Origin of the sequence: Streptomyces chattanoogensis (genome assembly GCF_001294335.1) — a bacterium.
Lineage (GTDB): Bacteria > Actinomycetota > Actinomycetes > Streptomycetales > Streptomycetaceae > Streptomyces > Streptomyces chattanoogensis.
The window spans coordinates 228,423-253,227 of record NZ_LGKG01000068.1; the positions used below are offsets into that span (position 1 = coordinate 228,423).

Consider the following 24,805-nt stretch of genomic DNA (forward strand, 5'->3'; position numbering starts at 1 on the left):
TCACTCCTGGTGGGAGTCGTGGGAGAGGGCACGCAGGGTGCGGGACGGGCTGGGGCGGCCCAGGGCCTCGGCCATCCAGGCGCTGGTGGCGGTGAGCCGGCCGAGGTCGACGCCGGTCTCGATGCCGAGGCCGTGCAGCATCCACACGAGGTCTTCGGTGGCGAGGTTGCCGGTGGCGCTCTTGGCGTACGGGCAGCCGCCCAGGCCGCCCGCCGAGGCGTCGACGGTGGTGACGCCGTGCTGGAGCGCGGCGAAGGTGTTGGCGAGGGCCTGCCCGTAGGTGTCGTGGAAGTGCACGCCCAGGCGGGAGGTGGGCACCCCCGCCTCGTTCAGGGCGGTGAGCAGGCGCTGGACATGGCCGGGGGTGGCGACGCCGATGGTGTCGCCCAGGCTCAGTTCGTCGCAGCCCAGGTCCAGCAGCTCCCGGCAGACCCGTACGGTCGCCGCGACGGGCACCGGGCCCTCCCAGGGGTCGCCGAAGCACATCGAGAGATAGCCGCGGACCTGCACCCCGGCGTCCTTGGCGCGCGCGACGACCGGTGCGAACATCGCCAGCGCTTCGTCGACCGTGCGGTTGAGGTTGGCCTTGGCGAACGACTCGGTGGCGCTGGCGAACACCGCGATCCGGCGGGCGCCCAGGGCGAGCGCCCGGTCCAGACCGCGTTCGTTGGGCACCAGGACCGGCAGCCGGTGCGGATCGAGATCGCCCAGGAGCGGGAACAGGGTCTCGGCGTCGGCGAGTTGGGGCACCCACTTGGGGTGGACGAAGCTGGTGGCCTCGACCACGGGCAGACCCGCGTCGGCCAGCCGGTGGATGAACTCCGCCTTGATCCCGGTCGGGACGACGGCCTTCTCGTTCTGCAGGCCGTCGCGCGGGCCGACCTCGTGGATCGTCACGCGGGCGGGCAGCCCCTCCGCCGGGACCTGCATCGGGAGGCCGGGTGCGGGCGTGTCGGCGGTCGTCATGACGCGGGCTCCTCGGCGGGCTCGTGCGGGGTGACGGCGGCCAGGACCTGGTCCATGGCGACGGTCGTGCCCGCGGTGACGTCCAGTTCGGTGACGGTCCCGGCGTGCGGCGCGGTGATGACGTGCTCCATCTTCATCGCCTCCACCACCAACAGGCCCTGGCCTGCGGCGACTTCCTCGCCGACGGCCACCTTGACCACGGTGACGGTGCCGGGCATCGGGGCGGCGAGGGTGTCCACGCCATGCCCGCCGGCGGCTCCGCTCAGCGTCGCCGCCACCGGGTCGTGATCCTGGACATGCCAGGAGTCGCCCTCCCGGCCGAGCCAGTCACCGCTGCGGTGGAAGGTGTGCACCACGCCGTCCACGGTGACCCGTACGAGGCCCTCCGTGACCTCGAGGGGTGCGCCGGGCCGGCTGTCGTACGGGATGGGGTCGTGGCCCGGTACGCGCAGCCAGTGGGTGACCGGAGCGGGCTCGCCGCCGAGCCGGAAGCCGCTCGGGGCGGCGAAGGGGTCGCGCCAGCCGTCCGCCGGCACCTCCGGCTCCAGGGCCGCCTGCCGCACCGCGGCGGCCGCCGCATACACCTCCTCCGGCACGCCGCCGTCCACCAGGCCCGCCGTCTCCCGCTCCACCAGCCCGGTGTCCAGCTCGCCGGAGACCACATCGGGATGGGCGAGCAGCCGGCGCAGAAAACCGGCGTTGGTCGTCACGCCGAGGGTGACCGTCCGCGCCAGTGCCGCGCGCAGGGTGCGCAGGGCGGACGGGCGGTCGGGCCCGTACGCGATGACCTTGGACAGCATCGGGTCGTACAGGCTGCCGACCTCCGCGCCCTGGGACAGCCCGGAGTCCGTACGCACTCCGCCGCCCTGCGGTTCCTGCAGGGCGAGAACAGTGCCGCCGGTGGGCAGGAAGTCGCGCGCCGGGTCCTCGGCGCAGATCCGGGCCTCGACGGCGTGCCCGGTGAGGGTGATGTCCTCCTGGGCGAAGGGCAGCCGTTCGCCGGCCGCGATCCGCAGCTGCCACTCCACCAGGTCGTGGCCGGTGACGAGTTCGGTCACCGGGTGCTCGACCTGGAGGCGGGTGTTCATCTCCATGAAGTAATAGGCAGAGGGGTCCTTGCCCGGGACGATGAACTCGACCGTGCCCGCGCCCCGGTAGCCGCAGGAGCGCGCCGCCTGGACGGCCGCCTCGCCCATCGCGGCGCGCGTGGCGTCGTCCAGCAGGACCGACGGGGCCTCCTCGATGACCTTCTGATGGCGCCGCTGCAGGGAGCATTCGCGCTCGCCCAGGTGGACGACGTTGCCGTGGCCGTCCGCCAGCACCTGGATCTCGATGTGCCGGGGGCGGTCGATCCAGCGCTCGACCAGCAGCGTGTCATCGCCGAAGGAGCCGCGGGCCTCGCGCCGGGCGGCGGCGATCTCCTCGCCGAGCAGCGCCGCGTCCCGCACCAGCCGCATGCCCTTGCCGCCGCCGCCCGCGGACGGCTTGAGCAGCACCGGCAGCCCGATCTCCCGCGCCGCGGCGGCCAGTTCGGCATCGTCCAGCCCGCTGCCGTTCGACCCGGGCACCACCGGCACGCCGGCCGCCCGGACCGTCTCCTTGGCCCGGATCTTGTCGCCCATCAGCTCGATCGCCTCGGCGGGCGGCCCGATGAAGACCAGCCCCGCCTCGGCACAGGCACGGGCGAACCGGGCGTTCTCGGCGAGGAAGCCGTAGCCCGGGTGCACGGCCTGCGCACCGGTCCGTGCCGCCGCCTCCAGCAGGCGGTCGACGGCGAGATAGCTCTCGGCGGCCGGTGCGGGCCCGATCCGTACCGCCGTATCGGCCTCCCGGACATGCCGGGCGCCGGCGTCCGCGTCGCTGAAGACGGCGACCGAGCGGATGCCGAGGGCACGCAGCGTGCGGATGACGCGGACGGCGATCTCGCCGCGGTTGGCGACCAGAACCGTGTCGAACATGCGCGGGGTCATCCCTTTCGTAGCCGTCCCTCTCATAGCCATCGCTCTCATCGGGATCACATCCGGAAGACGCCGTAGCCGGGCTCACCCAGCGGCGCGTTGGCGCAGGCGGTCAGGGCGAGCCCCAGTACCTGGCGGGTTTCCAGGGGGTCGATGACGCCGTCGTCCCACAGCCGCGCGGTGGCGTAATAGGCGCTGCCCTGGGTCTCGTACTGCTCGCGGATGGGCGCCTTGAAGGCGTCCTCGTCCTCGGCGCTCCACTCCTCGCCGTGCGCCGCCAGCTGGTCGCGCTTGACGGTCGCGAGGACGGATGCGGCCTGCTCGCCGCCCATCACCGAGATCTTGGCGTTCGGCCACATCCACAGGAAGCGGGGGGAGTAGGCCCGGCCGCACATCGAGTAGTTGCCCGCGCCGTACGACCCGCCGATGACGACGGTGAGCTTGGGGACCCGCGTACAGGCCACCGCCGTCACCATCTTCGCGCCGTGCTTGGCGATACCGCCCGCCTCGTAGTCGCGGCCCACCATGAACCCGGAGATGTTCTGCAGGAACAGCAGCGGGATGCCGCGCTGGTCGCACAGCTCGATGAAGTGGGCGCCCTTCTGGGCGGATTCGGAGAACAGGATGCCGTTGTTGGCGACGATGCCGACCGGATGGCCGTGCAGATGCGCGAAGCCGGTGACCAGCGTCGTGCCGTACTCGGCCTTGAACTCCGCGAAGCGGGAGCCGTCGACGAGCCGTGCGATCACCTCCCGCACGTCATAGGGCGTACGGGAATCCGCGGGCACCATGCCGTAGAGCCCGGCCGGATCGTGCTTGGGCTCCTCGACGGTCCGTACGGACCAGGGGAGCGGGGCGCGGTCGCCGAGGGTGGCGACGATGGTGCGGACGATGCGCAGCGCATGGGCGTCGTCCTCGGCGAGATGGTCGGTGACGCCGGAGGTCCGGGAGTGCACCTCGCCGCCGCCCAGCTCCTCGGCGGTGACCACCTCACCGGTGGCGGCCTTCACCAGCGGCGGCCCGCCCAGGAAGATCGTGCCCTGATTGCGGACGATCACCGCCTCGTCGCTCATCGCCGGGACGTAGGCGCCGCCCGCCGTGCAGGAGCCGAGCACGGCCGCGATCTGCGGGATTCCGGCGCCCGACATCCGCGCCTGGTTGTAGAAGATCCGCCCGAAGTGCTCGCGGTCGGGGAAGACCTCGTCCTGCATGGGCAGGAAGGCGCCGCCGGAGTCCACGAGATACAGACACGGCAGACGGTTCTCCAGGGCGATCTCCTGCGCCCGCAGATGCTTCTTGACCGTCATCGGGTAGTACGTGCCGCCCTTGACCGTGGCGTCATTGGCGACGATCACCGTCTCGCGGCCGCTGACCCGCCCGATGCCGGCGATCACCCCGGCGGCCGGCGCGGCCCCGCCGTACATCCCGTCCGCGGCCAGCGGCGCCAGCTCCAGGAACGGCGAGCCGGGATCCAGCAGGGCGTCCACCCGGTCGCGGGGCAGCAGCTTGCCGCGCGCGGTGTGCCGCGCCCTGGCCTTCTCACCGCCGCCCAGCCGGGCCGCCGCGAGTTTGTCGCGCAGCCGGCCGGCCAGCTCGCGGTGCGCGGCCTCGTTGGCCCTCCAGGAGTCGGACGCCGGATCGGCGTGACTCCCCAGCACCGGTGCCTGCTCCATCTCTACGAGCCCCCTTGCCCGGTCGCGCTGCGTCCGGTGTTCGAGTTAATGGCCGTTAACCTCATTTCCCTCAGGTTAACGACCACTAACCCGGCTGTCTACAATTGGCCGCATGAGTAATGCGCATGTGCCCGCCCCGACCAGCCGCCGCGAGCAGATCCTGAAGGAGGCGGCCCGGCTCTTCGCGGAGCGCGGGTTCCATGGCGTCGGGGTGGACGAGATAGGGGCCGCCGTGGGGATCTCCGGCCCCGGCCTCTACCGCCACTTCGCGGGCAAGGACGCGATGCTCGCCGAGCTGCTGGTCGGGATCAGTGAGCGGCTGCTCGAGGGCGGCCGGATGCGGATCGCGGAGGGCGGCGAGAGCCCCGAGGCGGTGCTGCATGCGCTGATCGACGGCCATATCGACTTCGCGCTGGACGACCGTCCGCTGATCACCGTGCACGACCGCGAGCTGGACCGGCTGCGCGAGGCCGACCGCAAGCGGGTGCGCCAGCTCCAGCGGCAGTACGTCGAGCTGTGGGTGGAGGTCGTCAGGGAGTGCTATCCGGCCTGCACGGAGTCCGAGGCGCGGTCCGCGGTGCACGCCGTCTTCGGGCTGCTCAACTCCACGCCGCACCTCAGCCCGCGCGCCAGCCTGCCGCCCCGTGCGGCCACCGAGGCCCTGCTCAAGCGGCTCGCCCTGGGGGCGTTCGCGGCGGCGGCGGACCGGGAGCGGATGCCGGCGGAGTGAGCCCGTCCGGCCGCTGCCGGGGCGGCGGCGGCCGGTGGTGACGGGGGGTGACGGTGGTGGCGAACGCCTCGTGGGGAAGTCTGGACGTCCGTACTGACCGGCGGGTAACCTGCGCCTGAGCAAGCGCTTAGTCGGCGTGCCTTCAGGGACGGTCGGCGTGATGCAGGGATACCCAGGGCAGGGAGGCCACCAGTGAAGCGGACGGTGTTCAACGAGGACCACGAGGCGTTCCGCGAGACCATACGCGCCTTCATCGAGGCCGAGGTCGTCCCCGTCTACGACGAGTGGTTCGCCGCGGGTCAGGCCCCGCGCGACTTCTACTACAAGCTCGGTGAGCTGGGCGTCTTCGGCATCAACGTCCCCGAGGAGTACGGCGGCGCCGGCCTGGACACGCACAAGTTCGAGGCCGTCCAGTACGAGGAGACGGCGCGCGCGGGCGTCAACTTCGGCGGCTCCGGCGTGCATGTGCTGCTGGCCCTGCCGTACATCAAGATGCTCGCCACCGACGAGCAGAAGAAGCGCTATCTGCCGAAGTTCGTCTCCGGCGAGGAGATGTGGGCCCTGGCCATGACCGAGCCGGGCACCGGCTCCGACGTCGCGGGCATGAAGACCACCGCCAAGCTCTCCGAGGACGGCACGCACTACGTCCTCAACGGCGCCAAGACCTTCATCACCGGCGGCGTGCACGCCGACCGCGTCATCGTCTGCGCCCGCACCTCGGCCCCGCGCGAGGACGACCGCCGCTTCGGTATCTCCCTCTTCGCCGTGGACACCAAGTCCGAGGGCTACTCCGTCGGCCGCAAGCTGGACAAGCTGGGCCTGCGCACCTCCGACACTGCCGAGCTCGCGTTCGTCGATGTGAAGGTGCCGGTCGAGGACCTGCTCGGCGAGGAGAACAAGGGCTTTCACTACCTCGGCCGGAACCTGCCGTCCGAGCGCTGGGGCATCGCCTTCGGCGCGTATGCGCAGGCCAAGGCCGCCGTCCGGTTCGCCCAGCAGTACGTCCAGGACCGCACTGTCTTCGGCAAGACCGTGGCCTCCTTCCAGAACACCAAGTTCGAACTGGCCGCCTGCCAGGCCGAGGTGGACGCCGCCGAGGCCGTCGCCGACCGCGCCCTGGAAGCCCTCGACGCGGGCGAGCTGACGCCGGCCGAGGCCGCCTCCGCCAAGCTCTTCTGCACCGAGGTCGCCCACCGCGTCATCGACAAGTGCCTGCAGCTGCACGGCGGTTACGGCTACATGAACGAGTACCCGATCGCCCGCCTCTACGCCGACAACCGCGTCAACCGCATCTACGGCGGCACCAGCGAGGTCATGAAGTCGATCATCGCCAAGTCCATGGGCCTCTAGGCCGGGACCGGACGCCGACAGGCCATACGCACGTGAACGACGCACTGCAGTCGCTGCTCGATCTGCTCGCCCTGGAGCAGATCGAGCAGGACATCTTCCGCGGCCGGAGCCGCGCCTCGGTCGTCCCCCGGGTCTTCGGCGGACAGGTCGCCGCCCAGGCCCTGGTCGCGGCCGGGCGCACGGCCCCCGCCGACCGTCCGCCGCACTCCCTGCACGCGTATTTCCTGCGCCCCGGCGATCCCGGAGCGCCCATCGTCTACACCGTCGACCGGATCCGGGACGGCCGGTCCTTCACCACCCGCCGCGTCGTCGCCGTCCAGCACGGGCAGCCGGTCTTCCACCTCTCCGCCTCCTTCCAGGCGGACGAGGAAGGGCTGGACCACCAGGAGCCGATGCCGCCGGCGACGGACCCGCTGGAGCTGCCCACGGCCGCCGAGGTGCTGCCCCGCCACGCCGCCGAGGGGTACCTCGACCCGGCGGTCGCCGAGCGGCTGCTGGAGGCCCGGGCCGCGATCGACCTGCGGTACGTCGACGAGCCGCCGTACGTCACCGTCGGCGAGGTGCGCGAGCCGCGCTCCCAGGTCTGGTTCCGCACCCAGGGCAAGCTCGACGAGGCCGGCGCCGCCATCCCCCGCCCGCTGCTGGACATCTGCCTGGTCACCTACGTCTCCGACATGACCCTGCTGGACTCGGTCCTGCTCGCGCACGGCCGGGGCGGCTGGGCGGTCGGCGATGTGGTCGGCGCGAGCCTGGACCATGCGATGTGGTTCCACCGCCCGCTGCGGGCCGACGAGTGGCTGCTCTACGACCAGGAGTCCCCCACCGCCCACGGCGGGCGGGGCCTGGGCAAGGGCCGTATCTTCACGGCGGACGGGCAGCTGGCGGTGTCCGTCATCCAGGAGGGCGTGATCCGGGTACCGCGGGAGAGCAGCAGGCAAGATCCCGGGGCGTAGGCAAAGGGGAAGCCCCTCGTGGCTCACAAGGGGCTTCTTCTCTTCCGGGGACTCTTGCGGGGACGGGGTGCGGGCTCTTCGCCGTGCCGTGAGCCTGCTCAGACCTCGTAGTTCGCGTCGAAGGTGTCGCGCCGGTCCTGTTCCTCCTGCTGCTGGCGCAACTTCTCCTTGAACGCCTGGTCGGCAGCGGCAGCGCGGCCGGAACGCCGTGCCGCCTTCTCCCTCTCCTCGCGAAGCTTTTCCTCGGCCTGTTCGCGGGCGTCTTGCGCTTTGGAACTGCTACCCATGGTGCTCATCCCCAAGGGCGGGGTGGTGGATCGCTTCGCCCTCAGCCTCGCACGTCCGTGAAAAGCTCGCATATCGGTCGGTTCGGGTGGTGCATATCGGCCGGTCCAGGGCCGGTGACGTGCCGGGGAGACCCTCAGGCCAGCCCGGCCGCGGTCAGCAGATACGCGGTCAGCGGGTCGTAGTAGCGCGGGCTGATGACATGGTCGTCCAGGGGGATGGTCACCTGGAGGGTGCCCTCGGCCTCGCCCAGGAACAGCGCCGGGTCGTTGCAGTCCGCGAAGCCGATGGTGTCGATACCGCGCTGGCCCGCGCAGCCCGCCCAGCCGTGGTCCGCCATGACCAGATCCGGCTGCGCGGCGCCGTCCCGTTCCAGCTGGTCCAGGATCGCCGACATCGGTGCGGGGGAGTGGGTGTGCCACAGCGTCGCCCCGCGCTCCAGCATCGCCACGTCCGCGAACTGCACCACCAGGCCGTCGTCCACCGCCAGCACGCCCGGCACCGTCATGATCTCGCAGCCCTTGGCGCGCAGGGCCTGTGCTGTGGCCCGGTGCACATCCAGCAGACCGCCCGGGTGGCCGGTCGCGAACAGCACCCGGTGCCGGCCGGCCGCCGCCTTGCGCAGCACCGCCGCCGCCCGCTCCAGCGCGTCCACCGTCAGCTCCGGGTCGATGGTGTCCTGGCCCTGGCGGTGGTGCGGATCGTCGTTCACCCCGCAGCGCTCCGCCATCACGGCGAGCACATCCTGCTCGTCCGTCCACCGGTCGCCGAGCTCCAGCCCGAGCCAGTAGTGGCGGTCACCGTTGGCGAGGCTCCGGTAGTGGGAGAGGTTGTTCTCGCGGGGAGTGGCGACATCACCGGCGATCCGGGTGCGCACCAGATGGTCGACGAGTTCGGCGCGCGTGGGGGCGGTGGCTTCAGCGGCTATCGGCATAGCGCCCATTGTGCCCGTACGGATCGCGCCGGGCGGGTGGGTTCCGTACCCCGGACACGCTCCGCGCCGCCCGGCCCGCACCGGCCGCGCCCCTGGCCAAAACGTCGAACGGCCGACGCGCGGCCGCCGCAAATGTCCATGGGCCCCGGCTCCGGCCGTCCCTACCCTCACCTTCATGAGCACCGCAGCCAGCGCATCGCACGAGCCCGTGGGCCCCGTCGACTCCTCCCGCATCCCGCGTTACGCGGGCCCGGCGACCTTCGCCCGCCTGCCCCGCCTCGACGAGGTCGGCGGCCGGGCCGATGTGGCCGTCGTCGGCGTCCCCTTCGACACCGGGGTCTCCTACCGCCCCGGCGCCCGCTTCGGCGGCAACGCCATCCGCGAGGCCTCCCGCCTGCTGCGTCCGTACAACCCGGCCCAGGACGCGTCCCCCTTCGCGCTCGCCCAGGTCGCGGACGCCGGTGACATCGCCGCCAACCCGTTCAACATCAACGAGGCCGTCGAGACGGTCGAGGCCGCGGCCGACGATCTGCTCGGCACCGGCGCCCGGATGATGACCCTCGGCGGCGACCACACCATCGCGCTCCCCCTCCTCCGCTCGGTCGCCAAGAAGCACGGCCCGGTGGCGCTGCTCCACTTCGACGCCCACCTGGACACCTGGGACACCTACTTCGGCGCCGAGTACACCCACGGCACGCCCTTCCGCCGCGCCGTCGAGGAGGGCATCCTCGACACCTCCGCCCTCTCCCACGTCGGCACCCGGGGCCCGCTCTACGGCAAGAAGGACCTCACCGACGACGAGAAGATGGGCTTCGGCATCGTCACCTCCGCGGACGTGATGCGCCGCGGCGTCGACGAGATCGCCGACCAGCTCCGCCAGCGCATCGGCGACCGCCCCCTCTACATCTCCATCGACATCGATGTGCTCGACCCGGCCCACGCCCCCGGCACCGGCACCCCCGAGGCCGGCGGCCTGACCTCGCGCGAGCTGCTGGAGATCCTGCGCGGCCTGGCCTCCTGCAACCTGGTCTCGGCCGATGTCGTCGAGGTCGCCCCGGCCTACGACCACGCGGAGATCACCTGCGTGGCCGCCTCCCACACCGCGTACGAGCTCACCACGATCATGTCGCGGCAGATCGCGGCCTCGCGGGGCTGACCGGGCGGGGCCGGAAGGCCCGCACGGCGCTCACCAGCAACTCCTCATGCCGGCCCGTCACGGATTCCGTGGCGGGCCGGCCGGCGTACGGCACGGGGCGGCACCGTGTCCGGTGCCGCCCCGTGGAACGCTGTGACTCTGTGACTCTGTGACTCTGTGGCTAAAGGCTGAGCTCCGGATGCAGATCCTTCATCCGTACGACCTGCCGGCCGCGCGCCGTCAGGGACGTGAGCGCCAGCGCGCCCAGGGTGAAGGCCGCGAGGATCGCCGAACCCTGCCAGACGATGCCGACGTCGCCGCCGGTGATCAGCCGGCGCAGGCCGTCCACGACGTAACTCATCGGCAGGAACGGGTGGATGGCGGCGAAGAAACCGGGGCTGGTCTGCACCGGGTAGGTGCCGCCGGCCGAGGTCAGCTGGAGCATCAGCACCACCAGGGTCAGCACCCGGCCCGCCGGGCCGAAGCAGGCGCCCAGCAGCTGGATGATGGCGGTGAACGCGGCCGTCGCCAGCAGCAGGAAGCCGATGGTGCCGGCCGAACGGGCCATCTCCAGGCCGAGGCCCCAGTGGAGGACGGCCATCAGGGCCAGCACCTGGACGACGCCGATGGCGAAGGCCGGCAGCCAGGCGCCCAGTGCGATCCGCCAGCCCGGCGCACCGGCCGCCAGCGCCCGCTTGCCCAGCGGCTGGAGCAGCATGAACGCGACCATCGCACCGACCCAGAGGGACAGCGGGATGAAGTACGGCGCCAGGCCGGTGCCGTAATTGGGCGCCTTGTGCATCGACTTGGCGGCCAGTGCGACCGGGTCGGCCATCACCTCGGTGCGGGCGTCGCGGTCCTTCTTGTCGTAGTCCGGGATCTTGGCGACGCCGCTGTTCAGCCCGTCGGACAGCTGGTTGGTGCCGTCCTTGAGCTTGAACAGGCCGCCGGTGAGCTTCTCGGCGCCGTCTGCGGCGGTGCCCAGCTTGTCGTGCAGCTCTCCTGCGCCATCGGTCAGCCGGCGGTTGCCGTCGGCGACCTTGCCGGTGCCGTCGGCGAGTTCACCGAGCTTGTCGGCGAACAGGGCCGCACCCTGGGACACCTTGTGGGCACCGGTGTTGAGTGCGTTGATCTTGCCGATCGCGGCGTCCGCCCGGTCCGCGATGCCCGGCGCCTGCTGGGCGACCAGCACGGCGCCCCGGTGCAGCTCACCCAGCTTCTCGTGCCACTGGGTGAAGTCCGTGTGCGCGATGGTGTCGTTGACCTTCTCCGCCAGATCGGCCGCGGCGGCGGTACCGGTCGCGATCCCCTTGAGCTTGGCGCAGTCGGCGTCGGTGGAGACCAGTCCGCCGCAGCGCTCCTGGTACAGGCTCGCGGCGTTGTCGGCGTTCGTACGGGCCTGCTCGGCGGCCTTGGCGGAGTTCCCGGGGAGCTTGCCGAGGTCGTCGTCGAGCTTCTGGCTGAGGTCGGCGACGATCTGCGCCTTCTCGCCGATCTCCTTGCCGTGCTCCCGCAGGAAGGGGAGGTCCTTCCCGGCGATGCCCTGCACCTTGTCGGCGAGCTGCTGGGTGCCGTCCGCCACCTGGCCGGCTCCCCGGCTCAGCTCCTTGGCCTTTGCGCCGGCCGCGACCGCGCCCTGGTTGACGTCCTTCGCGCCCTTGCTGAGCTGACCGGCCTTGTCGTGCAGCTTGCCCGAGCCGTCGTCCAGCTTGCCGAGGCCGTCGGCCAGTTGGCCGGTCTTGTCCTTGGCCTTGCCGAGTCCGTCGTCGACCTTCGTCGCGCCGTCCGCTGCCTCTTGCGTCTTGTCGTGCAGATCCGAGAACGACACGAAGATCTTGTCGAGCATGGCTCGCGACGACTTCGCCGAGGTCTTGGCCCGGATCTCGGAGAACACCGTCTTGGAGATGGAGCCGACGATGTAGTTGTTGGCGTCGTTCGTCCTGACCCGGAGCGCGCCGGTCTCCGGGGAGTCCCCGGAGCTGGAGGCGATCCGCTCGCTGAAGTTCTTCGGGACGGTCAGCGAGAGGTAGTACGTACCGTCCTCCAGCCCCCTGGCGGCGTCCGCGGCGCTGACCTCCTTCCAGTCGAAGGTGTCGCTGTCCTTGACGTTCTTCGCCAGATCGGCGCCCGCGGTGATCTTCTTGCCGCCGGTGGTGGTCCCCTGGTCGTCGTTGACGAGCGCCACCGGGATCTTGTCGAGGCGGCTGTAGGGGTCCCAGAAGGAGCACAGGTACAGGGCTCCGTAGAGCAGGGGGATCAGCATCAGGGCGACGAGGCCCATCCGCGGCAGCTTCCCCCTGCCGAAACGCCTGAGCTCAAGCGCGGCCAGTTTCGGCGAACGCATGCGGTGCTTCCTCCTTGTCCTGGTTGCCGGGGGTCTGTGTGGGCGTCCGGTGCGCGGTGGTGGCCGTGTGCACGATCAGCGCGTCCGCGGGGGCGTCGCTGCCCGCGGCGACGACGGTGGTGCCCGCCTGCGCGAGATCCCGCAACAGCTGCCAGGCCTGGGTGCGTTCGGGCGGGGACAGCTTCAGATCGACGTCGTCGACGGCCAGCAGTTGCGGGCCGTGCATCACCGCGAGCGCGATGGACAGCCGCAGCGCCTCGATCCGTTCCAGGTCGCGGACGGTGGTCCGCAGCCCCTTGGGCAGTGTGGCGGGGTCGAGCCCGGCCGCGGTCAGGGCGGCCTCCACCAGGGCCCGGGTGGCTTCCTTGTGGCGGCGTCCCCACGGCAGCGAGCCCTTGAGGCGACGGCCCAACAGGGCCTGCTCCTGGAGGTGTTCACCGACCGTGAGGGCCGGTTCGAGGTCGGCGACGCCCGGTACGTGCGCGATCGCGGTGCGGCCGCGCACCGTTCCCATCCGCTTGGGCAGCGGGAACCCGGCGACCGTCGCCTGGCCCTCGGTGATCCGCATCCGCCCGGTCAGTGCGAGCAGCAGACACGTACGGCCGGATCCCGAGGGTCCCTGGACGGCGATCAGTGCGCCCGGGTCCGCGGAGATGTCGACACCTCTGAATGCCCACCCCCGTGGGCCCTCCACTCCGATTCCCCTGGCGTTGACCGCCGCCCCCTGACGGGTGGTGTCCACGTCCCCTCCTTTGTTCTGACTGGTCAGTCTAAAAGTGTGCCGCAAGTGTGGCCGGATTGACCAATCGGGTGACCTATCGGGTGACCTCTCGCAGGACGGGCCGGATGACCGTCCGGGACCGGTCCGGCGCGGGGCGGCGACGTCCGCGCGACGTCCGCGCGGCATCCGAGGCGGTGTTGGGGCGGTGTGCGGGGCTGTGTCCGGGGCAGTCGTGCCGGAGCATGGGTACGGGCAGCCGCGCACGGACGACGGAGAGCCATGGATCACTCGCCACACCCGGTGAACCGGACATCGCACACCCCGGCACGGCGACGGCCGCCCGGTGCGGCGCCCCGCCGGACGCGCAGGCAGGCCGTCCCGCTGCTCGCCGCCGCCGTGGTCGCGGTCCTCGCGCCCGCGTCGGCGCCCGTCCCCGACCAGGGTCCGGCGTCGTCGCCGACCACGGCCGCCGCACCGGCCGCCGGCTGTACGGGGCCCGGCTGGACGGCCACCGCCACCCGTATCGACCCCCACGACACCCACCACGCCTTCCTCGGCAACGGCTATCTGGGGCAGCGGGTCCCGCCCAACGGCACCGGCTATGCGGCCCCCGGCGGCGCGACCGGCTGGCCGCTCAAGACGCCCGCATACGACGGCTCTTTCGTCTCCGGGCTCTACGCCAAAGGGCCGAAGAACGTCGCGGGACGGCAGGCCATCGCGGCGATCCCCACCTGGAGCACGCTCGACGTGACCACCGGCGGCGCCCGCCCCGACACCTTCTCCTCCGCCACCGCACCCGGCCGGATCTCCCACTACCGCCAGACGCTCTCCCTTCGCTGCGGCTTCCTGCGCACCGCGCTCACCTGGACCGCCGCCGACGGCCGCACCACCGACCTGGTCTACGACGTCTTCGCCGACCGCAATGACGCCCACACCGCCGCCGTACGCCTGCGGATGACACCCCACTGGACCGGGACGGCCACCGTCACCGACATCCTCGACGGCCGCGGCGCCCGCCGGATGACCCGGACCGCCGCCGGCCACCGCGGCGCCACCATGGATGCCGCCTTCCGCACCGACGGCACGAAGACCGACGGCGCGGTGGCCTCCACACTGCTCCCCGGACCCGGCGTCCACGCCACCCGCACTCCACGGGCAACGCCACCGGCACCCCGGCCGGGCGGGACGGGCACTCCGGGCAACCGCCGGAGCATCACCTTCCCCGTACGCGACGGCCGCGCGTACGAGCTGACCAAATACGTCGGTGTGGACACCGCGCTCACCTCCCGCTCCCCGCGCGCCGCCGCCGACGCCGCCTCCCGCCGGGCCGCGAGCCGCGGCTGGGACGCCCTCTTCGCGCGGCACACGGCGGCCTGGCAACGGCTCTGGCGCTCCGACATCGAGGTCCCGGGGCACCGCGCGCTGCAGTCCTGGGTGCGTGCCGCGCAGTACGGACTGCTCTCCAGCACCCGCGCCGGCAGCCCCAACAGCATCGGCCCCACCGGCCTGACCAGCGACAACTACGCGGGCGAGATCTTCTGGGACGCCGAGACCTGGATGTACCCCGGCCTCCTGGCAAGCCACCCCGTCCTCGCCCGGGCGATCGTCGACTACCGCTACCGGACCATGGCCGGCGCCCGCGCCAACGCCCGGAAACTCGGCTACCACGGCCTCTTCTACCCCTGGACCAGCGGCAGCAAGGGGGACCTGTGGCGCGAGTGCCACAGCTGGGACCCGCCGCACTGCCGCACCCAGAACCACCTCATGGGCGACGTCTCCCTCGCCGCCTGGCAGTACTACCTCGCCACCAAGGACACCGCCTGGCTGCGCTCGCGCGGCTGGCCGGTCCTCAAGGGCATCGCCGAATTCTGGGCCTCGCGGGCGACCCGTAACCCCGACGGCAGCTACTCCGTCAAGAACGTCGCCGGGCCCGACGAATACAGCAACGGTGTCGACGACGGCGTCTTCACCAACGCCGGAGCGGCCACCGCCCTGCGCCACGCCACCCGGGCCGCCGCCCTCCTCGGCGAACACGCCCCGGCGGCCTGGCGGACCATCGCCGACCGGCTCCGCATTCCCCACGACGCCGGGGACAAGGTCTTCCAGCAGTACGCCGGATACCGCGGCACCACCATCAAACAGGCCGACACCGTGCTGCTGATGTACCCGCTGCACTGGTCCATGTCGCGGCAGCAGGCGGCGAGCACCCTCGACTACTACGCCGCCCGCACCGACCCGGACGGCCCGGCCATGACGGACTCGGTGCACGCCATCGACGCCGCCGGCATCGGCGAGGCCGGCTGCTCGACGTACACCTACCTGCTGCGCGCCATCAAGCCGTTCGTCCGCGGCCCGTTCGCGCAGTTCTCCGAGGCGCGCGGCACCAAGGCGGGCGCCGACGACCCGCACGCGGGCCGGCCCGCGCAGGACTTCCTCACCGGCAAGGGAGGCTTTCTGCAGACCTTCACCCACGGGCTGACGGGCCTGCGGATGGAGGAGGACCGGGTGCGCCTGGACCCGATGCTGCCGCCCCAGCTGTCCGACGGCGTCACCCTGCACGGCCTGCGCTGGCAGGGGCGGACGTACGACATCGCGATCCGCGCGCACCACACCACCGTGCGGCTGACCGCCGGAGCACCGATGCGCCTCGTGTCTCCGGAGGGCGAGAAGGTGGTGAGCTCCGGCCTGCCCGCGGTCCTCAAGACCCGCCGTCCCGACCTGGCCGCCACCGCCGACGCCGCCCGCTGCGCCCCCGCCACCGCGACCTCCGAAGAGCCCGGCATGTACGCGGCCGCGGCCGTCGACGGCAACGCCGCCACCGCCTGGACCCCCGATACCCCCACGGCCACCCTCACCGTCGACCTCGGCCGGACCACCACGATCGGCCGGATCAGCCCGCACTGGACCGCCACCCGCCCGAAGTCCTACGTCGCCCAGGTCTCGCAGGACGGCCGGCACTGGTACGGGACCGGCTACGCGGGACGGACTCCCGCCCGCTACGTCCGCATCGTGGTGCACGGGGACACCGTCGGGCCGCCCGGCCGGCACCCGGGGATCACCGAGCTGACGGTCACCAGGGCCGGTGCGGGCGATCCGTAGGCCGGAACCCCTGAGTTGAGACCACCTCTGAGACCACCCCGAGACACCCCGGCACCGGATCAGGGAGACCCCCTTCCCGGCCCGGATTGTTGCGGCGGGATGAAATCCGCACCGCGCGACGTTGGTGTCTGGTGGTACAGGTCGAGGGTGCGGGAGGCATCGGTGGCGGGGACGGGTGCGGGACAACAGGGCTGGGCGCGGCGGCTGACACGCGACAGCTGGCAGTACCGAAAGGACGTGCTGCTCGCGCTCGGCGCCTCCCTCGCCGGGATGGCCGTGATGGCGCTGGTCCCGCTCGTACCGAAGCTGATCATCGACGATGTGATCGTCCGGCACGACCGCTCCCTCGCGCCGTGGGCCACGCTGCTCATCGTCGCCGCGGTCGTCGTCTACGTCCTCACCTATGTCCGCCGCTACTACGGCGGCCGCCTCGCCCTCGACGTCCAGCACGACCTGCGGACCAGAATGTTCGCCGCCATCGCCCGGCTCGACGGCCGGCGCCAGGACGAGCTGAGCACCGGCCAGGTCGTCGGCCGCGCCACCAGCGACCTTCAGCTGATCCAGGGCCTGCTGTTCATGGTCCCGATGATGATCGGGAACGTCCTGCTCTTCCTGATCTCCCTCGCCGTGATGACGGTGCTGTCGCCGCTGCTCACCGTCGTCGCGCTGGCCGTCGCCCCGGCCCTCTGGTACATCGCCAAGCGCAGCCGCGCCCGGCTCTTCCCCGCCACCTGGTACGCCCAGGGCCAGGCGGCCGCGGTGGCGGGCGTCGTGGACGGCGCGGTCACCGGCGTCCGCGTGGTCAAGGGCTTCGGGCAGGAGGAGCAGGAGACCCGCAAGCTGCGCGAGGTCAGCCGCCGGCTGTTCGCCGGGCGGCTGCGGACGGTCCGCCTCAACGCCCGCTACACCCCCGCCCTGCAGGCTGTGCCGGCGCTCGGCCAGGTCGCGATGCTGGCCCTCGGCGGCTGGATGGCCACCCAGGGGCAGGTCACCCTGGGCACCTTCGTCGCCTTCTCCACCTATCTCGCCCAGCTCGTCGGACCGGTCCGGATGCTGGCGATGATGCTGACCGTCGGCCAGCAGGCGCGCGCCGGTGTGGAGCGGGTCTACGAGCTGATCGACACCGAGCCGTCGGTCCAGGAGCGGGCGGACGCCCGCGAGCTGCCCGCCGACGCCCCGGCCACCGTCACCTTCGACGCGGTGACGTTCGGCTACGCACCGGCGCACCCGGCACAGGACGGGAACGCCGAAGGCGCCGACAACGCAGGAGACGCGGATTCCCGGGGCGGTCGCGGGCCCGCCCCCCGTCCCGTCCTCGACGACTTCTCGCTGCAGATCGAGGCCGGCGAGACGGTCGCCCTCGTCGGCACCTCCGGCAGCGGCAAGTCCACCGTCTCGCTGCTGCTGCCCCGCTTCTACGACGTGACCGCGGGCCGGGTCCTGGTCGGCGGGCACGACGTGCGCGATCTGACCCTGGAATCGCTGCGGGCCGCCATCGGACTCGTCCCCGAGAGCAGCTTCCTGTTCTCCGACTCCGTACGCGACAACATCACCTACGGCCATCCGGACGCCACCGACGAGCAGGTGCGTGCGGCGGCCCGCGCCGCCCAGGCCGACGGCTTCATCTCCGCACTGCCCGAGGGCTACGACACCAAGGTCGGCGAGCAGGGCCTGACCCTCTCCGGCGGCCAGCGGCAGCGCATCGCCCTGGCCCGCGCCATCCTCACCGACCCCCGGCTGCTGGTCCTGGACGATGCGACCTCGGCGGTCGACGCCCGCGTCGAGCACGAGATACACGAGGCGCTCCGCGGCGTCATGGAGGGCCGCACGACCCTGCTCATCGCGCACCGAGCCTCCACCCTGGCGCTCGCCGACCGGGTCGCCGTCCTCGACGGCGGACGGCTGGTCGACATCGGCACCCAGGAGGAGCTGGAGCTGCGCTGTCCGCTCTACCGCAGACTGCTCACCGACCCGGAGGAACTGGGCGGCGTCGAGCACGACCCGGCGGGCGCGCTCGCCGGCACCTTCACCGGAGAGTACGCGGCCACCGGCCTGCTGAAGTTCGAGGCGGACGCCCTGGGAGTGGACGAGCTCGAGGCCGACGAGGTCGCGGCGGACCCCGCCGAACGCGCCCCGGCCGACGGCGCCGCCCGGACCGGCCCCACCACCGTCACCCCCGAGCTGTGGGTCCGCCGCGAGCACGGCGCCGAGCCCGCCGCGGCAGGTACCGCGTCCGCGGCAGCCACGGCGGCCGGACCCGGCTTCGGGGCCGTGCTGGCCGGCATGCCCGCGACCCCCGAGCTGCTCGCCAAGGTCGCCGCGCTGCCGCCGGCCACCGACGCACCGGACATCGACGAGGACCTGGCCGTGCGCCCCGAGCGCTCCTACGGCCTGCGCAGACTGCTGCGCGGCTTCGGCGGGCCGCTGCTCGTCGCCCTGCTGCTGGTCGCGGTGGACGCCATCGCCGGACTCCTCGTCCCGATCCTGATCCGGCAGGGCATCGACGAAGGCGTCCGCCGCGGCGTGCTGGCCGGCGTCTGGACCGCCGCGGTGATCGCCCTGGTCGTGGTGCTGGTCCAGTGGGCCGCCCAGATCGGCTCCAACCGGATGACCGGACGCACCGGCGAGCGGGTCCTCTACTCCCTCCGCCTCAAGATCTTCGCCCAGCTCCAGCGCCTCGGACTCGACTACTACGAGCGCGAGCTGACCGGCAGGATCATGACCCGGATGACGACGGACGTGGACGCCCTGTCCACCTTCCTCCAGACCGGCCTGGTCACCGCCCTCGTCTCGCTCCTCACCTTCTTCGGCATACTCGTCGCCCTGCTCGCCATCGACCTCCAGCTGGCCCTGGTCGTCTTCGCCACCCTCCCGCCGCTGATCATCGGCACGTACTTCTTCCGCAAGCAGAGCGTGAAGGCCTACGAACTCGCCCGCGAGCGGATCAGCGTCGTCAACGGAGATCTCCAGGAGAGCGTCGCCGGACTGCGGATCGTCCAGGCGTTCCGGCGCGAGCGCCGCGGCGCCGAGCGGTTCGCCGACCGCAGTGCCGCCTACCGCCAGGCCCGGGTCCGCGGCCAGCTCCTGATATCCGTCTACTTCCCGTTCGTGCAGCTGCTGTCGTCCGTGGCCGCGGCCCTGGTGCTGATAGTGGGCGCCGAACGGGTCGGCAACAACACCCTCACCGCCGGTGCGCTGGTCGCGTATCTGCTGTACATAGACCTGTTCTTCGCCCCCGTACAGCAGCTCTCCCAGGTCTTCGACGGCTACCAGCAGGCCTCCGTCTCGCTCGGCCGCATCCAGGAGCTGCTGCGCGAGCCCGCCACCACACCCGCCGCCGAGCGGCCGCGCGAGGTGCCGGCGCTGCGCGGCGACGTCACTTTCGACGCTGTGCACTTCCGGTACGGCACCCACGACGGCCAGGCCGAGCAGGCGCTGACCGGCATCAACCTGACCATTCCCGCAGGCCAGACCGTGGCCTTCGTCGGCGAGACGGGCGCCGGCAAGTCCACCCTCGTCAAGCTGGTCGCGCGGTTCTACGACCCGACCTCGGGCGCGGTCCGCGTCGACGGCACCGACCTGCGCGACCTGGACCTGACCGACTACCGCCGCCGGCTCGGCGTCGTCCCCCAGGAGCCGTATCTCTTCGCCGGTACGGTCCGCGACGCCATCGCCTACGGCCGCCCGGACGCCACCGACGCCGAGGTGGAGGCCGCCGCCCGCGCCGTCGGCGCGCACGCCATGGTCGCCACCCTCGACGGCGGCTACCTCCACGAGGTCGCCGAACGCGGCCGTAACCTCTCCGCCGGCCAGCGCCAGCTCCTCGCCCTGGCCCGCGCCGAACTCGTCGACCCCGACGTACTGTTGCTGGACGAGGCCACCGCCGCCCTCGACCTCGCCACCGAGGCCGTCGTCAACCAGGCCACCGAACGCCTGGTGGGCCGCCGCACGACACTCGTCGTCGCCCACCGCCTGACCACCGCCGCCCGCGCCGACCGCGTCGTGGTGATGGACCGGGGCCGGGTCGCCGAGGACGGCACCCACGCCCAGCTCCTCGCCCAGGACGGCCGGTACGCCGAGCTGTGGCGCAGCTTCACCGGAGAGGAAGAGTCGCTGGTGGCCTGATTCCGGCGACGTCGGCCTACGAGGGCGGTACCCCCCCCTGAAGGGGGGTACCGCCCTCCGCCTCAAGGGGCTGGTGGCGCCCCGGACTCGCCGATAGGTTCAGCCCGACCTTTGCTGTCCCAAGGGGAGGCTGCATGCGCAAGGCCATCAGAGGACTGCTGTCGCTCGCCGTGCTCATAGGCACGGTCGGCGCCGGCAGCGCCACGGCAGGGGCGGCCACCGCCGCCGAGCCGAGAACCAAGGACATAAAAGACCGGATCCTCGCCATACCGGGGATGAGTCTCATAGAAGAGAAGCCGGTCGACGGCTACCGCTATTTCGTCCTCAATTACACCCAGCCGATCGACCACCGGCACCCCGAGAAGGGGAAATTCCAGCAGCGGCTGACCCTGCTGCACAAGTCGGTGGACCGCCCGACGGTGTTCTTCACCTCCGGTTACAACGTCAGCACCACGCCGACCCGGAGCGAGCCCACCAAAATCATCGACGGGAACCAGGTTTCCCTGGAATACCGCTACTTCACCCCGTCGCGGCCCCAGCCCGCGGACTGGAAGAAGCTGGACATCCGGCAGGCGGCCACCGACCAGCACCGCATCTTCACGGCGCTGCACGCCATCTACGGCAAGAACTGGATAGCCACCGGCGGCAGCAAGGGCGGTATGACCGCCACCTATTACCGTCGTTTCTTCCCGAAGGACATGAACGGCACCGTCGCCTATGTCGCGCCCAACGACGTCAGGAACGACGAGGACTCGGCATACGACCGCTTCTTCAAGACCGTCGGAACCGCGCAGTGCCGCGCCGACCTCGCCGCCGTCGAGCGCGAGGCGCTGGTGCGCCGCGACGAGATGGTGAAGAGGTTCCAGAAGTGGGCGGACAAGGAGAAGCAGACCTTCACCAGGGTCGGCAACGCCGACCGGGCCTATGAAGTCATGGTCACCGACCTGGTGTTCGGCTTCTGGCAGTACCAGCCGGCCGAGACCGCCTGCGCCAAGGTGCCCAAGCCGACCGTCTCCACCGACGAGCTGTGGAAGTGGATGGACGAGGTCGGCGGTTTCGCGAGCTACACCGACCAGGGCATGGAGTCGTACACGCCGTACTACTACCAGGCGGGCACCCAGCTCGGGGAGCCCGGCTACCAGTACCCGAACGTGGCCGACCTGCTGAAGTACCCGGGGATCAACAACTCCCGGTCGTTCGTGCCGAAGGACATCCCGATGACCTTCGACAAGCGCGCGATGCCCGACGTGGACCGCTGGGTGCGTCACCACGCGAACCGGATGATGTTCGTCAACGGCCAGTACGACCCGTGGAGCTCGGAGCACTTCAGGCTCGGCAAGGGCGCCCGGAACTCCTATGTGTTCACCGTGCCCGGCGGCAACCACGGCTCCAACATCGCGAAGCTGAAGGACGCCGACCGCACCAAGGCCACCGCCGAACTCCTCGCCTGGGCGGGCGTCCAAACCCCCGGCGGCAAGCCCACCGCGCAGGCCCCGTACGACAAGAAGCTGGACCGGCAGGAGATCCGCCGGATGCCGCTGCTCCGCCCGTAACCGGCCAGGACACAGCGAGGAAATACCGGGATACCGGGGTACGGAAACGGCGCGCTCCCCGCACGGGGAGCGCGCCGTCGGCGGCCGTCAGTACCTCAGCCCGTGCCCTATCGGATACAGCGCCGTATCCGGCGCATCCGCCCGCATCACCGGCACCGGCAGCCGGCCCGACGGCTTCTGCCGCCCGGCGATCACCCGCGCCGCGGCCCGCAGTTCCACATCCGTCCACGAATAGCTCGCCAGGGCCGCCTTGACGCCGTCCAGCTGCGCGATGTCGTACGGATTGCGGACCGCCAGCTGCACCACCGGCTTCCCGGTGGCCAGCAGCGCGTCGACCAGCTGCCGCTGGGGCGAGTCCGCGGTGACGTTGTACGTGGTCACCACGGCCGCATCCCGTTCGCGCAGCGCCGCCACCGCCTGGTCGATCAGCGTCTGCGTCGGCGCCAGGCCCGTGGAGAGCGCGGTGGCGGCGAAGCCCAGCTCCCCGAAGGCGTGCGCCAGCACGGTCGTCGGCGGGCCGCCGGTGCCCGTCGGAGAGGCCGCGTCCACGCCCGTCACCAGCACCTTGTTCTCCCGGAGCCGGGACAGCGGCAGCATGCCGCCCGCATTGCGCAGCAGGGTGGTGGTGCGGTCCGCGATACGGTCCGCGGACCGGAGATGACGCTGTATCCCGACGACCCGGTCCACCTCCTCGTGCGTGGTGTACGGGTCGGCGAACAGCCCGCGCCGCTCCTTCAGCAGCAGGATGCGCAGCAGCTTCGCATCGATGTCGGGCCAGGACAGCTCGCCCTCCTGCAGCGCCTTGAGGACGGCGCCGTGCGCGACGGAGAGGTCCGGCGGGTTCAGGAGCTGGTCGACACCGGCCTTGAGGGCCAGAACCGGGGCGCGGGCGTCGCCGTACTTCACCCGTACGCCCTCCATGCCGAGCGAATCCGTCACCACCACGCCGGTGTAGCCGAGGCGTTCGCGCAGGATGCCGGTCATGATCGGGCGGGAGAGCGTCGCCGGGTCCTCGCTCGCGTCGAAGGCGGGGACGACGATATGCGCCGTCATGATCGAATCGATGCCGGCGGCGATCGCGGCCTGGAACGGCGGCGCGTCCAGCCGCTCCCACTGCTCCTGGGTGTGGTGGATGTACGGCAGCCCGACATGGCTGTCGGTGTCGGTGTCGCCGTGCCCGGGGAAGTGCTTGGCGCAGGCCGCGACCCCGGCGTCCTGATAGCCCTTCACCTGCGCGGTGACCAGCCGCGCCACCGCCTGCGGGTCGGCGCCGAAGGACCGTACGCCGATGACCGGGTTGGCCGCGTTCACATTGACGTCCGCGTCCGGCGCGTAGTCCTGCCGGATGCCCATCGCATACAGCTCCTCGCCGGCGATCCGGGCGGCCGTACGGGCGTCGTCGCGGGAGCCCGCCGCACCCAGCGCCATCGCCCCGGGAAAGAGCGTGGCGGGCGCGCCGATCCGGGCCACTATCCCGTGTTCCTGGTCCGTGGAGATCAGCAGCGGTACGGGCACGCGCTGGGCGGCGGCGGCCTTCTGGATGCCGTTGGAGAGGTCGGCGATCTGGTGCGGCTCACGGGTGTTGTGCGCCCAGCCGAAGTAGATGATGCCGCCGACGTGGTACTTGCCGATGAGTTCGGCGGCGTTGGCAACTCCGATCTCCTGCTGGTTGGCGGCGGCATCGGCCGGGTCGGGATCGGTCGCGGAATGCCCGTAGACGCGCATCACGAAGAGCTGGCCGACCTTTTCCTCCGGCGTCATACGGGAGATGATCCGGCGCAGCCGGGCCTCGGCGGCCTCGGTGGACCCGGCCGGGCCGGGGACGGGCGGCCGGGGTGCGGCGGCGGCCCCGGCGGGGGCGGCGCCGGTGGCACAGGCGGCGGCCGCGGTGGCCGCGGCGGTGGTCAGGACGGTACGTCGGGAGTGCATGTGCGCTCCTTCCGGAGGGCTTCCTCGGCGAAGTGAAGGAAACGTCCAAGGAGACACGGATAGCCGGAAAACCATTGCCGGTCAATGTACTGGGAATGTGGTGGCGCCCAGGGTTTGCGGGGCGGCGGGGCATGCCCGAGGGGTACGGACGGGCGGCGCCCGGACGGGTGACGGGCGGGCCCGGGGAGACCCGCTCAGGGAGCCGGTGCGGCGCCGAGGAGGCGCTCGAGGTGGGCGCGGCCCGGAGCCAGCAGGGCGGGGAGCCCGGCCGCCTCGGGGTACCAGCGCTTCTCGTACTCCCAGCAGAGCCAGCCGCCGGGGCCCGCGCCGTCCCCGAGCGCGGCCAGGACGTCCGCGAGCGGCAGCCGGCCCGCGCCGAGCGGCAGCGGAGCGGTGTCCCCGGCCGAGGCGACGTCCTTGACCTGGACATAGCCCAGATGCGGGGCCAGCGCGGCATGGGTCGCGGCGGGCCGCTCGCCGCCGAGCCAGCTGTGCAGCACGTCCCACAGCGCGCCGGCCGCGGGGTGTCCCACGCGGTCCAGGATGCGGGCCGCGGCCGCGCCCGTGCGGTGCGAGTCATGGGTCTCCAGCAGGACGCGCACGCCCCGTTCGGCGGCGAGCGGCGCCACCGCGGCCAGCCGCCGCGCGGCATCCGCCTCCGCGGCCTCCGCCGGACGGCCGCCGCCACCGGGAAAGACCCGGACGTACGGCGCCCCCAGATCGGCGGCGAGGAACACCAGTTCGGCCAGCTCCTGTGCCAGCTCCTCCTCACCCGCCGCGTCCCGCGCCGCGGCGACCTTCGGATATCCGGCGACGGCCAGGATCTCCACACCGGCATCCGCGAACCGCCCCCGCACCGCGGCCCGTTCGCGCAGCCCGGTCAGCGGATGCACCGGTTCCTCGGGATGCGCGCGCAGCTCGACGCCCTGATACCCGGCCCCGGTGGCCAGCCGCAGCACCTCCGCCACCGGCAGCCCCGGCACCCCCAGCGTCGAGAACGCGAACCGCACCGCAGTGTCCGTACCGCTCATGCGCTTCCCCTGCCACCCC

At 72.0% G+C, this 24,805-nt stretch carries 16 protein-coding genes; 7 read left to right on the forward strand and 9 right to left on the reverse strand.

Going from position 1 to position 24,805, the window contains the following annotated elements; all coding sequences use genetic code 11:
* The 3 genes from ADL29_RS10020 to ADL29_RS10030 are packed head-to-tail and all read right to left on the reverse strand — an operon-like array spanning position 1 to position 4,597.
* Positions 1-966, reverse strand: a complete 966-nt coding sequence (locus ADL29_RS10020) for a hydroxymethylglutaryl-CoA lyase (RefSeq protein ID WP_053923312.1) — start codon at positions 964-966, stop codon at positions 1-3.
* The gene (locus tag ADL29_RS10025) at positions 963-2,924 is read right to left on the reverse strand and encodes an acetyl/propionyl/methylcrotonyl-CoA carboxylase subunit alpha (RefSeq protein ID WP_245689270.1); all 1,962 of its coding nucleotides are present in this window, start codon (positions 2,922-2,924) and stop codon (positions 963-965) included. The genes ADL29_RS10020 and ADL29_RS10025 overlap by 4 nt, the downstream gene beginning before the upstream one ends.
* 56 nt (positions 2,925-2,980) lie before the next feature.
* Positions 2,981-4,597, reverse strand: coding sequence for a carboxyl transferase domain-containing protein (locus ADL29_RS10030; RefSeq protein ID WP_053923314.1), 1,617 nt, complete (start codon positions 4,595-4,597; stop codon positions 2,981-2,983).
* A 112-nt stretch (positions 4,598-4,709) separates the two neighbouring features.
* Between ADL29_RS10030 and ADL29_RS10035 the strand changes: the two genes are divergently transcribed.
* The 3 genes from ADL29_RS10035 (at position 4,710) to ADL29_RS10045 (ending at position 7,630) form a co-directional block, all read left to right on the forward strand.
* A complete protein-coding gene (locus tag ADL29_RS10035; protein WP_053923315.1) occupies positions 4,710-5,327 on the forward strand; it encodes an SACE_7040 family transcriptional regulator in 618 nt (205 codons plus the stop codon).
* A gap of 192 nt (positions 5,328-5,519) precedes the next feature.
* On the forward strand, positions 5,520-6,677 hold the full coding sequence (locus ADL29_RS10040) for an acyl-CoA dehydrogenase family protein (protein WP_053923316.1): 1,158 nt from the start codon (positions 5,520-5,522) through the stop codon (positions 6,675-6,677).
* A 32-nt stretch (positions 6,678-6,709) separates the two neighbouring features.
* Positions 6,710-7,630, forward strand: coding sequence for an acyl-CoA thioesterase (locus tag ADL29_RS10045; protein ID WP_053923317.1), 921 nt, complete (start codon positions 6,710-6,712; stop codon positions 7,628-7,630).
* 98 nt (positions 7,631-7,728) lie between these two features.
* On the opposite strand, the gene ADL29_RS10050 is transcribed toward ADL29_RS10045, so the two are convergent.
* Together ADL29_RS10050 and ADL29_RS10055 are read right to left on the reverse strand one after the other, a co-directional pair.
* The gene (locus tag ADL29_RS10050; RefSeq protein WP_053923318.1) at positions 7,729-7,917 is read right to left on the reverse strand and encodes a hypothetical protein; all 189 of its coding nucleotides are present in this window, start codon (positions 7,915-7,917) and stop codon (positions 7,729-7,731) included.
* Between the two features lie 134 nt (positions 7,918-8,051).
* Positions 8,052-8,849 carry a phosphatase gene (locus ADL29_RS10055; RefSeq protein WP_053923364.1) on the reverse strand — a complete coding sequence of 266 codons (798 nt, stop codon included), beginning with the start codon at positions 8,847-8,849 and terminating at the stop codon, positions 8,052-8,054.
* Positions 8,850-9,024: 175 nt separating this feature from the next.
* Here ADL29_RS10055 and speB point away from each other — a divergent pair, with 175 nt between their 5' ends.
* Positions 9,025-10,005 carry an agmatinase gene (gene speB / locus ADL29_RS10060; RefSeq protein ID WP_053923319.1) on the forward strand — a complete coding sequence of 327 codons (981 nt, stop codon included), beginning with the start codon at positions 9,025-9,027 and terminating at the stop codon, positions 10,003-10,005.
* Between the two features lie 160 nt (positions 10,006-10,165).
* Here speB and ADL29_RS45990 read toward each other — a convergent pair whose 3' ends face one another.
* Positions 10,166-12,328, reverse strand: coding sequence for a YhgE/Pip domain-containing protein (locus tag ADL29_RS45990; protein ID WP_053923320.1), 2,163 nt, complete (start codon positions 12,326-12,328; stop codon positions 10,166-10,168).
* Positions 12,300-13,070 carry an ATP-binding cassette domain-containing protein gene (locus tag ADL29_RS10070; protein WP_053923321.1) on the reverse strand — a complete coding sequence of 257 codons (771 nt, stop codon included), beginning with the start codon at positions 13,068-13,070 and terminating at the stop codon, positions 12,300-12,302. The genes ADL29_RS45990 and ADL29_RS10070 overlap by 29 nt, the downstream gene beginning before the upstream one ends.
* Positions 13,071-13,328: 258 nt before the next feature.
* Between ADL29_RS10070 and ADL29_RS10075 the strand changes: the two genes are divergently transcribed.
* The 3 genes from ADL29_RS10075 (at position 13,329) to ADL29_RS10085 (ending at position 21,826) form a co-directional block, all read left to right on the forward strand.
* Entirely contained in the window at positions 13,329-16,148 is a 2,820-nt protein-coding gene (locus ADL29_RS10075) for a discoidin domain-containing protein (RefSeq protein WP_078970865.1), read from the forward strand.
* Positions 16,149-16,295: 147 nt separating this feature from the next.
* Complete coding sequence (locus ADL29_RS10080; protein ID WP_425424213.1) at positions 16,296-20,273, forward strand: ABC transporter ATP-binding protein; 3,978 nt, start codon at positions 16,296-16,298, stop codon at positions 20,271-20,273.
* Positions 20,274-20,407: 134 nt separating this feature from the next.
* Positions 20,408-21,826 (forward strand): S28 family serine protease, encoded by a 1,419-nt coding sequence (locus ADL29_RS10085; protein ID WP_053923323.1) that lies wholly within the window; start codon positions 20,408-20,410, stop codon positions 21,824-21,826.
* An 87-nt stretch (positions 21,827-21,913) separates the two neighbouring features.
* On the opposite strand, the gene ADL29_RS10090 is transcribed toward ADL29_RS10085, so the two are convergent.
* Together ADL29_RS10090 and ADL29_RS10095 are read right to left on the reverse strand one after the other, a co-directional pair.
* Positions 21,914-23,755: a glycoside hydrolase family 3 protein gene (locus ADL29_RS10090; RefSeq protein WP_053923324.1), complete on the reverse strand. Its 1,842-nt coding sequence runs from the start codon at positions 23,753-23,755 to the stop codon at positions 21,914-21,916.
* Between the two features lie 194 nt (positions 23,756-23,949).
* Positions 23,950-24,786 carry a sugar phosphate isomerase/epimerase family protein gene (locus ADL29_RS10095; protein WP_107094927.1) on the reverse strand — a complete coding sequence of 279 codons (837 nt, stop codon included), beginning with the start codon at positions 24,784-24,786 and terminating at the stop codon, positions 23,950-23,952.
* Between the last annotated feature and the right edge of the window lie 19 nt (positions 24,787-24,805).

Bases quoted from the DNA above. Each gene is read 5' to 3' on its own strand.
- ADL29_RS10020 (WP_053923312.1), bottom strand. From the start codon at position 966: ATGACGACCGCCGACACGCCCGCACCCGGCCTCCCGATGCAGGTCCCG.
- ADL29_RS10025 (WP_245689270.1), bottom strand. From the start codon at position 2,924: ATGTTCGACACGGTTCTGGTCGCCAACCGCGGCGAGATCGCCGTCCGC.
- ADL29_RS10030 (WP_053923314.1), bottom strand. From the start codon at position 4,597: ATGGAGCAGGCACCGGTGCTGGGGAGTCACGCCGATCCGGCGTCCGAC.
- ADL29_RS10035 (WP_053923315.1), top strand. From the start codon at position 4,710: ATGAGTAATGCGCATGTGCCCGCCCCGACCAGCCGCCGCGAGCAGATC.
- ADL29_RS10050 (WP_053923318.1), bottom strand. From the start codon at position 7,917: ATGGGTAGCAGTTCCAAAGCGCAAGACGCCCGCGAACAGGCCGAGGAA.
- ADL29_RS10055 (WP_053923364.1), bottom strand. From the start codon at position 8,849: ATGCCGATAGCCGCTGAAGCCACCGCCCCCACGCGCGCCGAACTCGTC.
- speB (WP_053923319.1), top strand. From the start codon at position 9,025: ATGAGCACCGCAGCCAGCGCATCGCACGAGCCCGTGGGCCCCGTCGAC.
- ADL29_RS45990 (WP_053923320.1), bottom strand. From the start codon at position 12,328: ATGCGTTCGCCGAAACTGGCCGCGCTTGAGCTCAGGCGTTTCGGCAGG.
- ADL29_RS10075 (WP_078970865.1), top strand. From the start codon at position 13,329: ATGGATCACTCGCCACACCCGGTGAACCGGACATCGCACACCCCGGCA.
- ADL29_RS10085 (WP_053923323.1), top strand. From the start codon at position 20,408: ATGCGCAAGGCCATCAGAGGACTGCTGTCGCTCGCCGTGCTCATAGGC.
- ADL29_RS10090 (WP_053923324.1), bottom strand. From the start codon at position 23,755: ATGCACTCCCGACGTACCGTCCTGACCACCGCCGCGGCCACCGCGGCC.
- ADL29_RS10095 (WP_107094927.1), bottom strand. From the start codon at position 24,786: ATGAGCGGTACGGACACTGCGGTGCGGTTCGCGTTCTCGACGCTGGGG.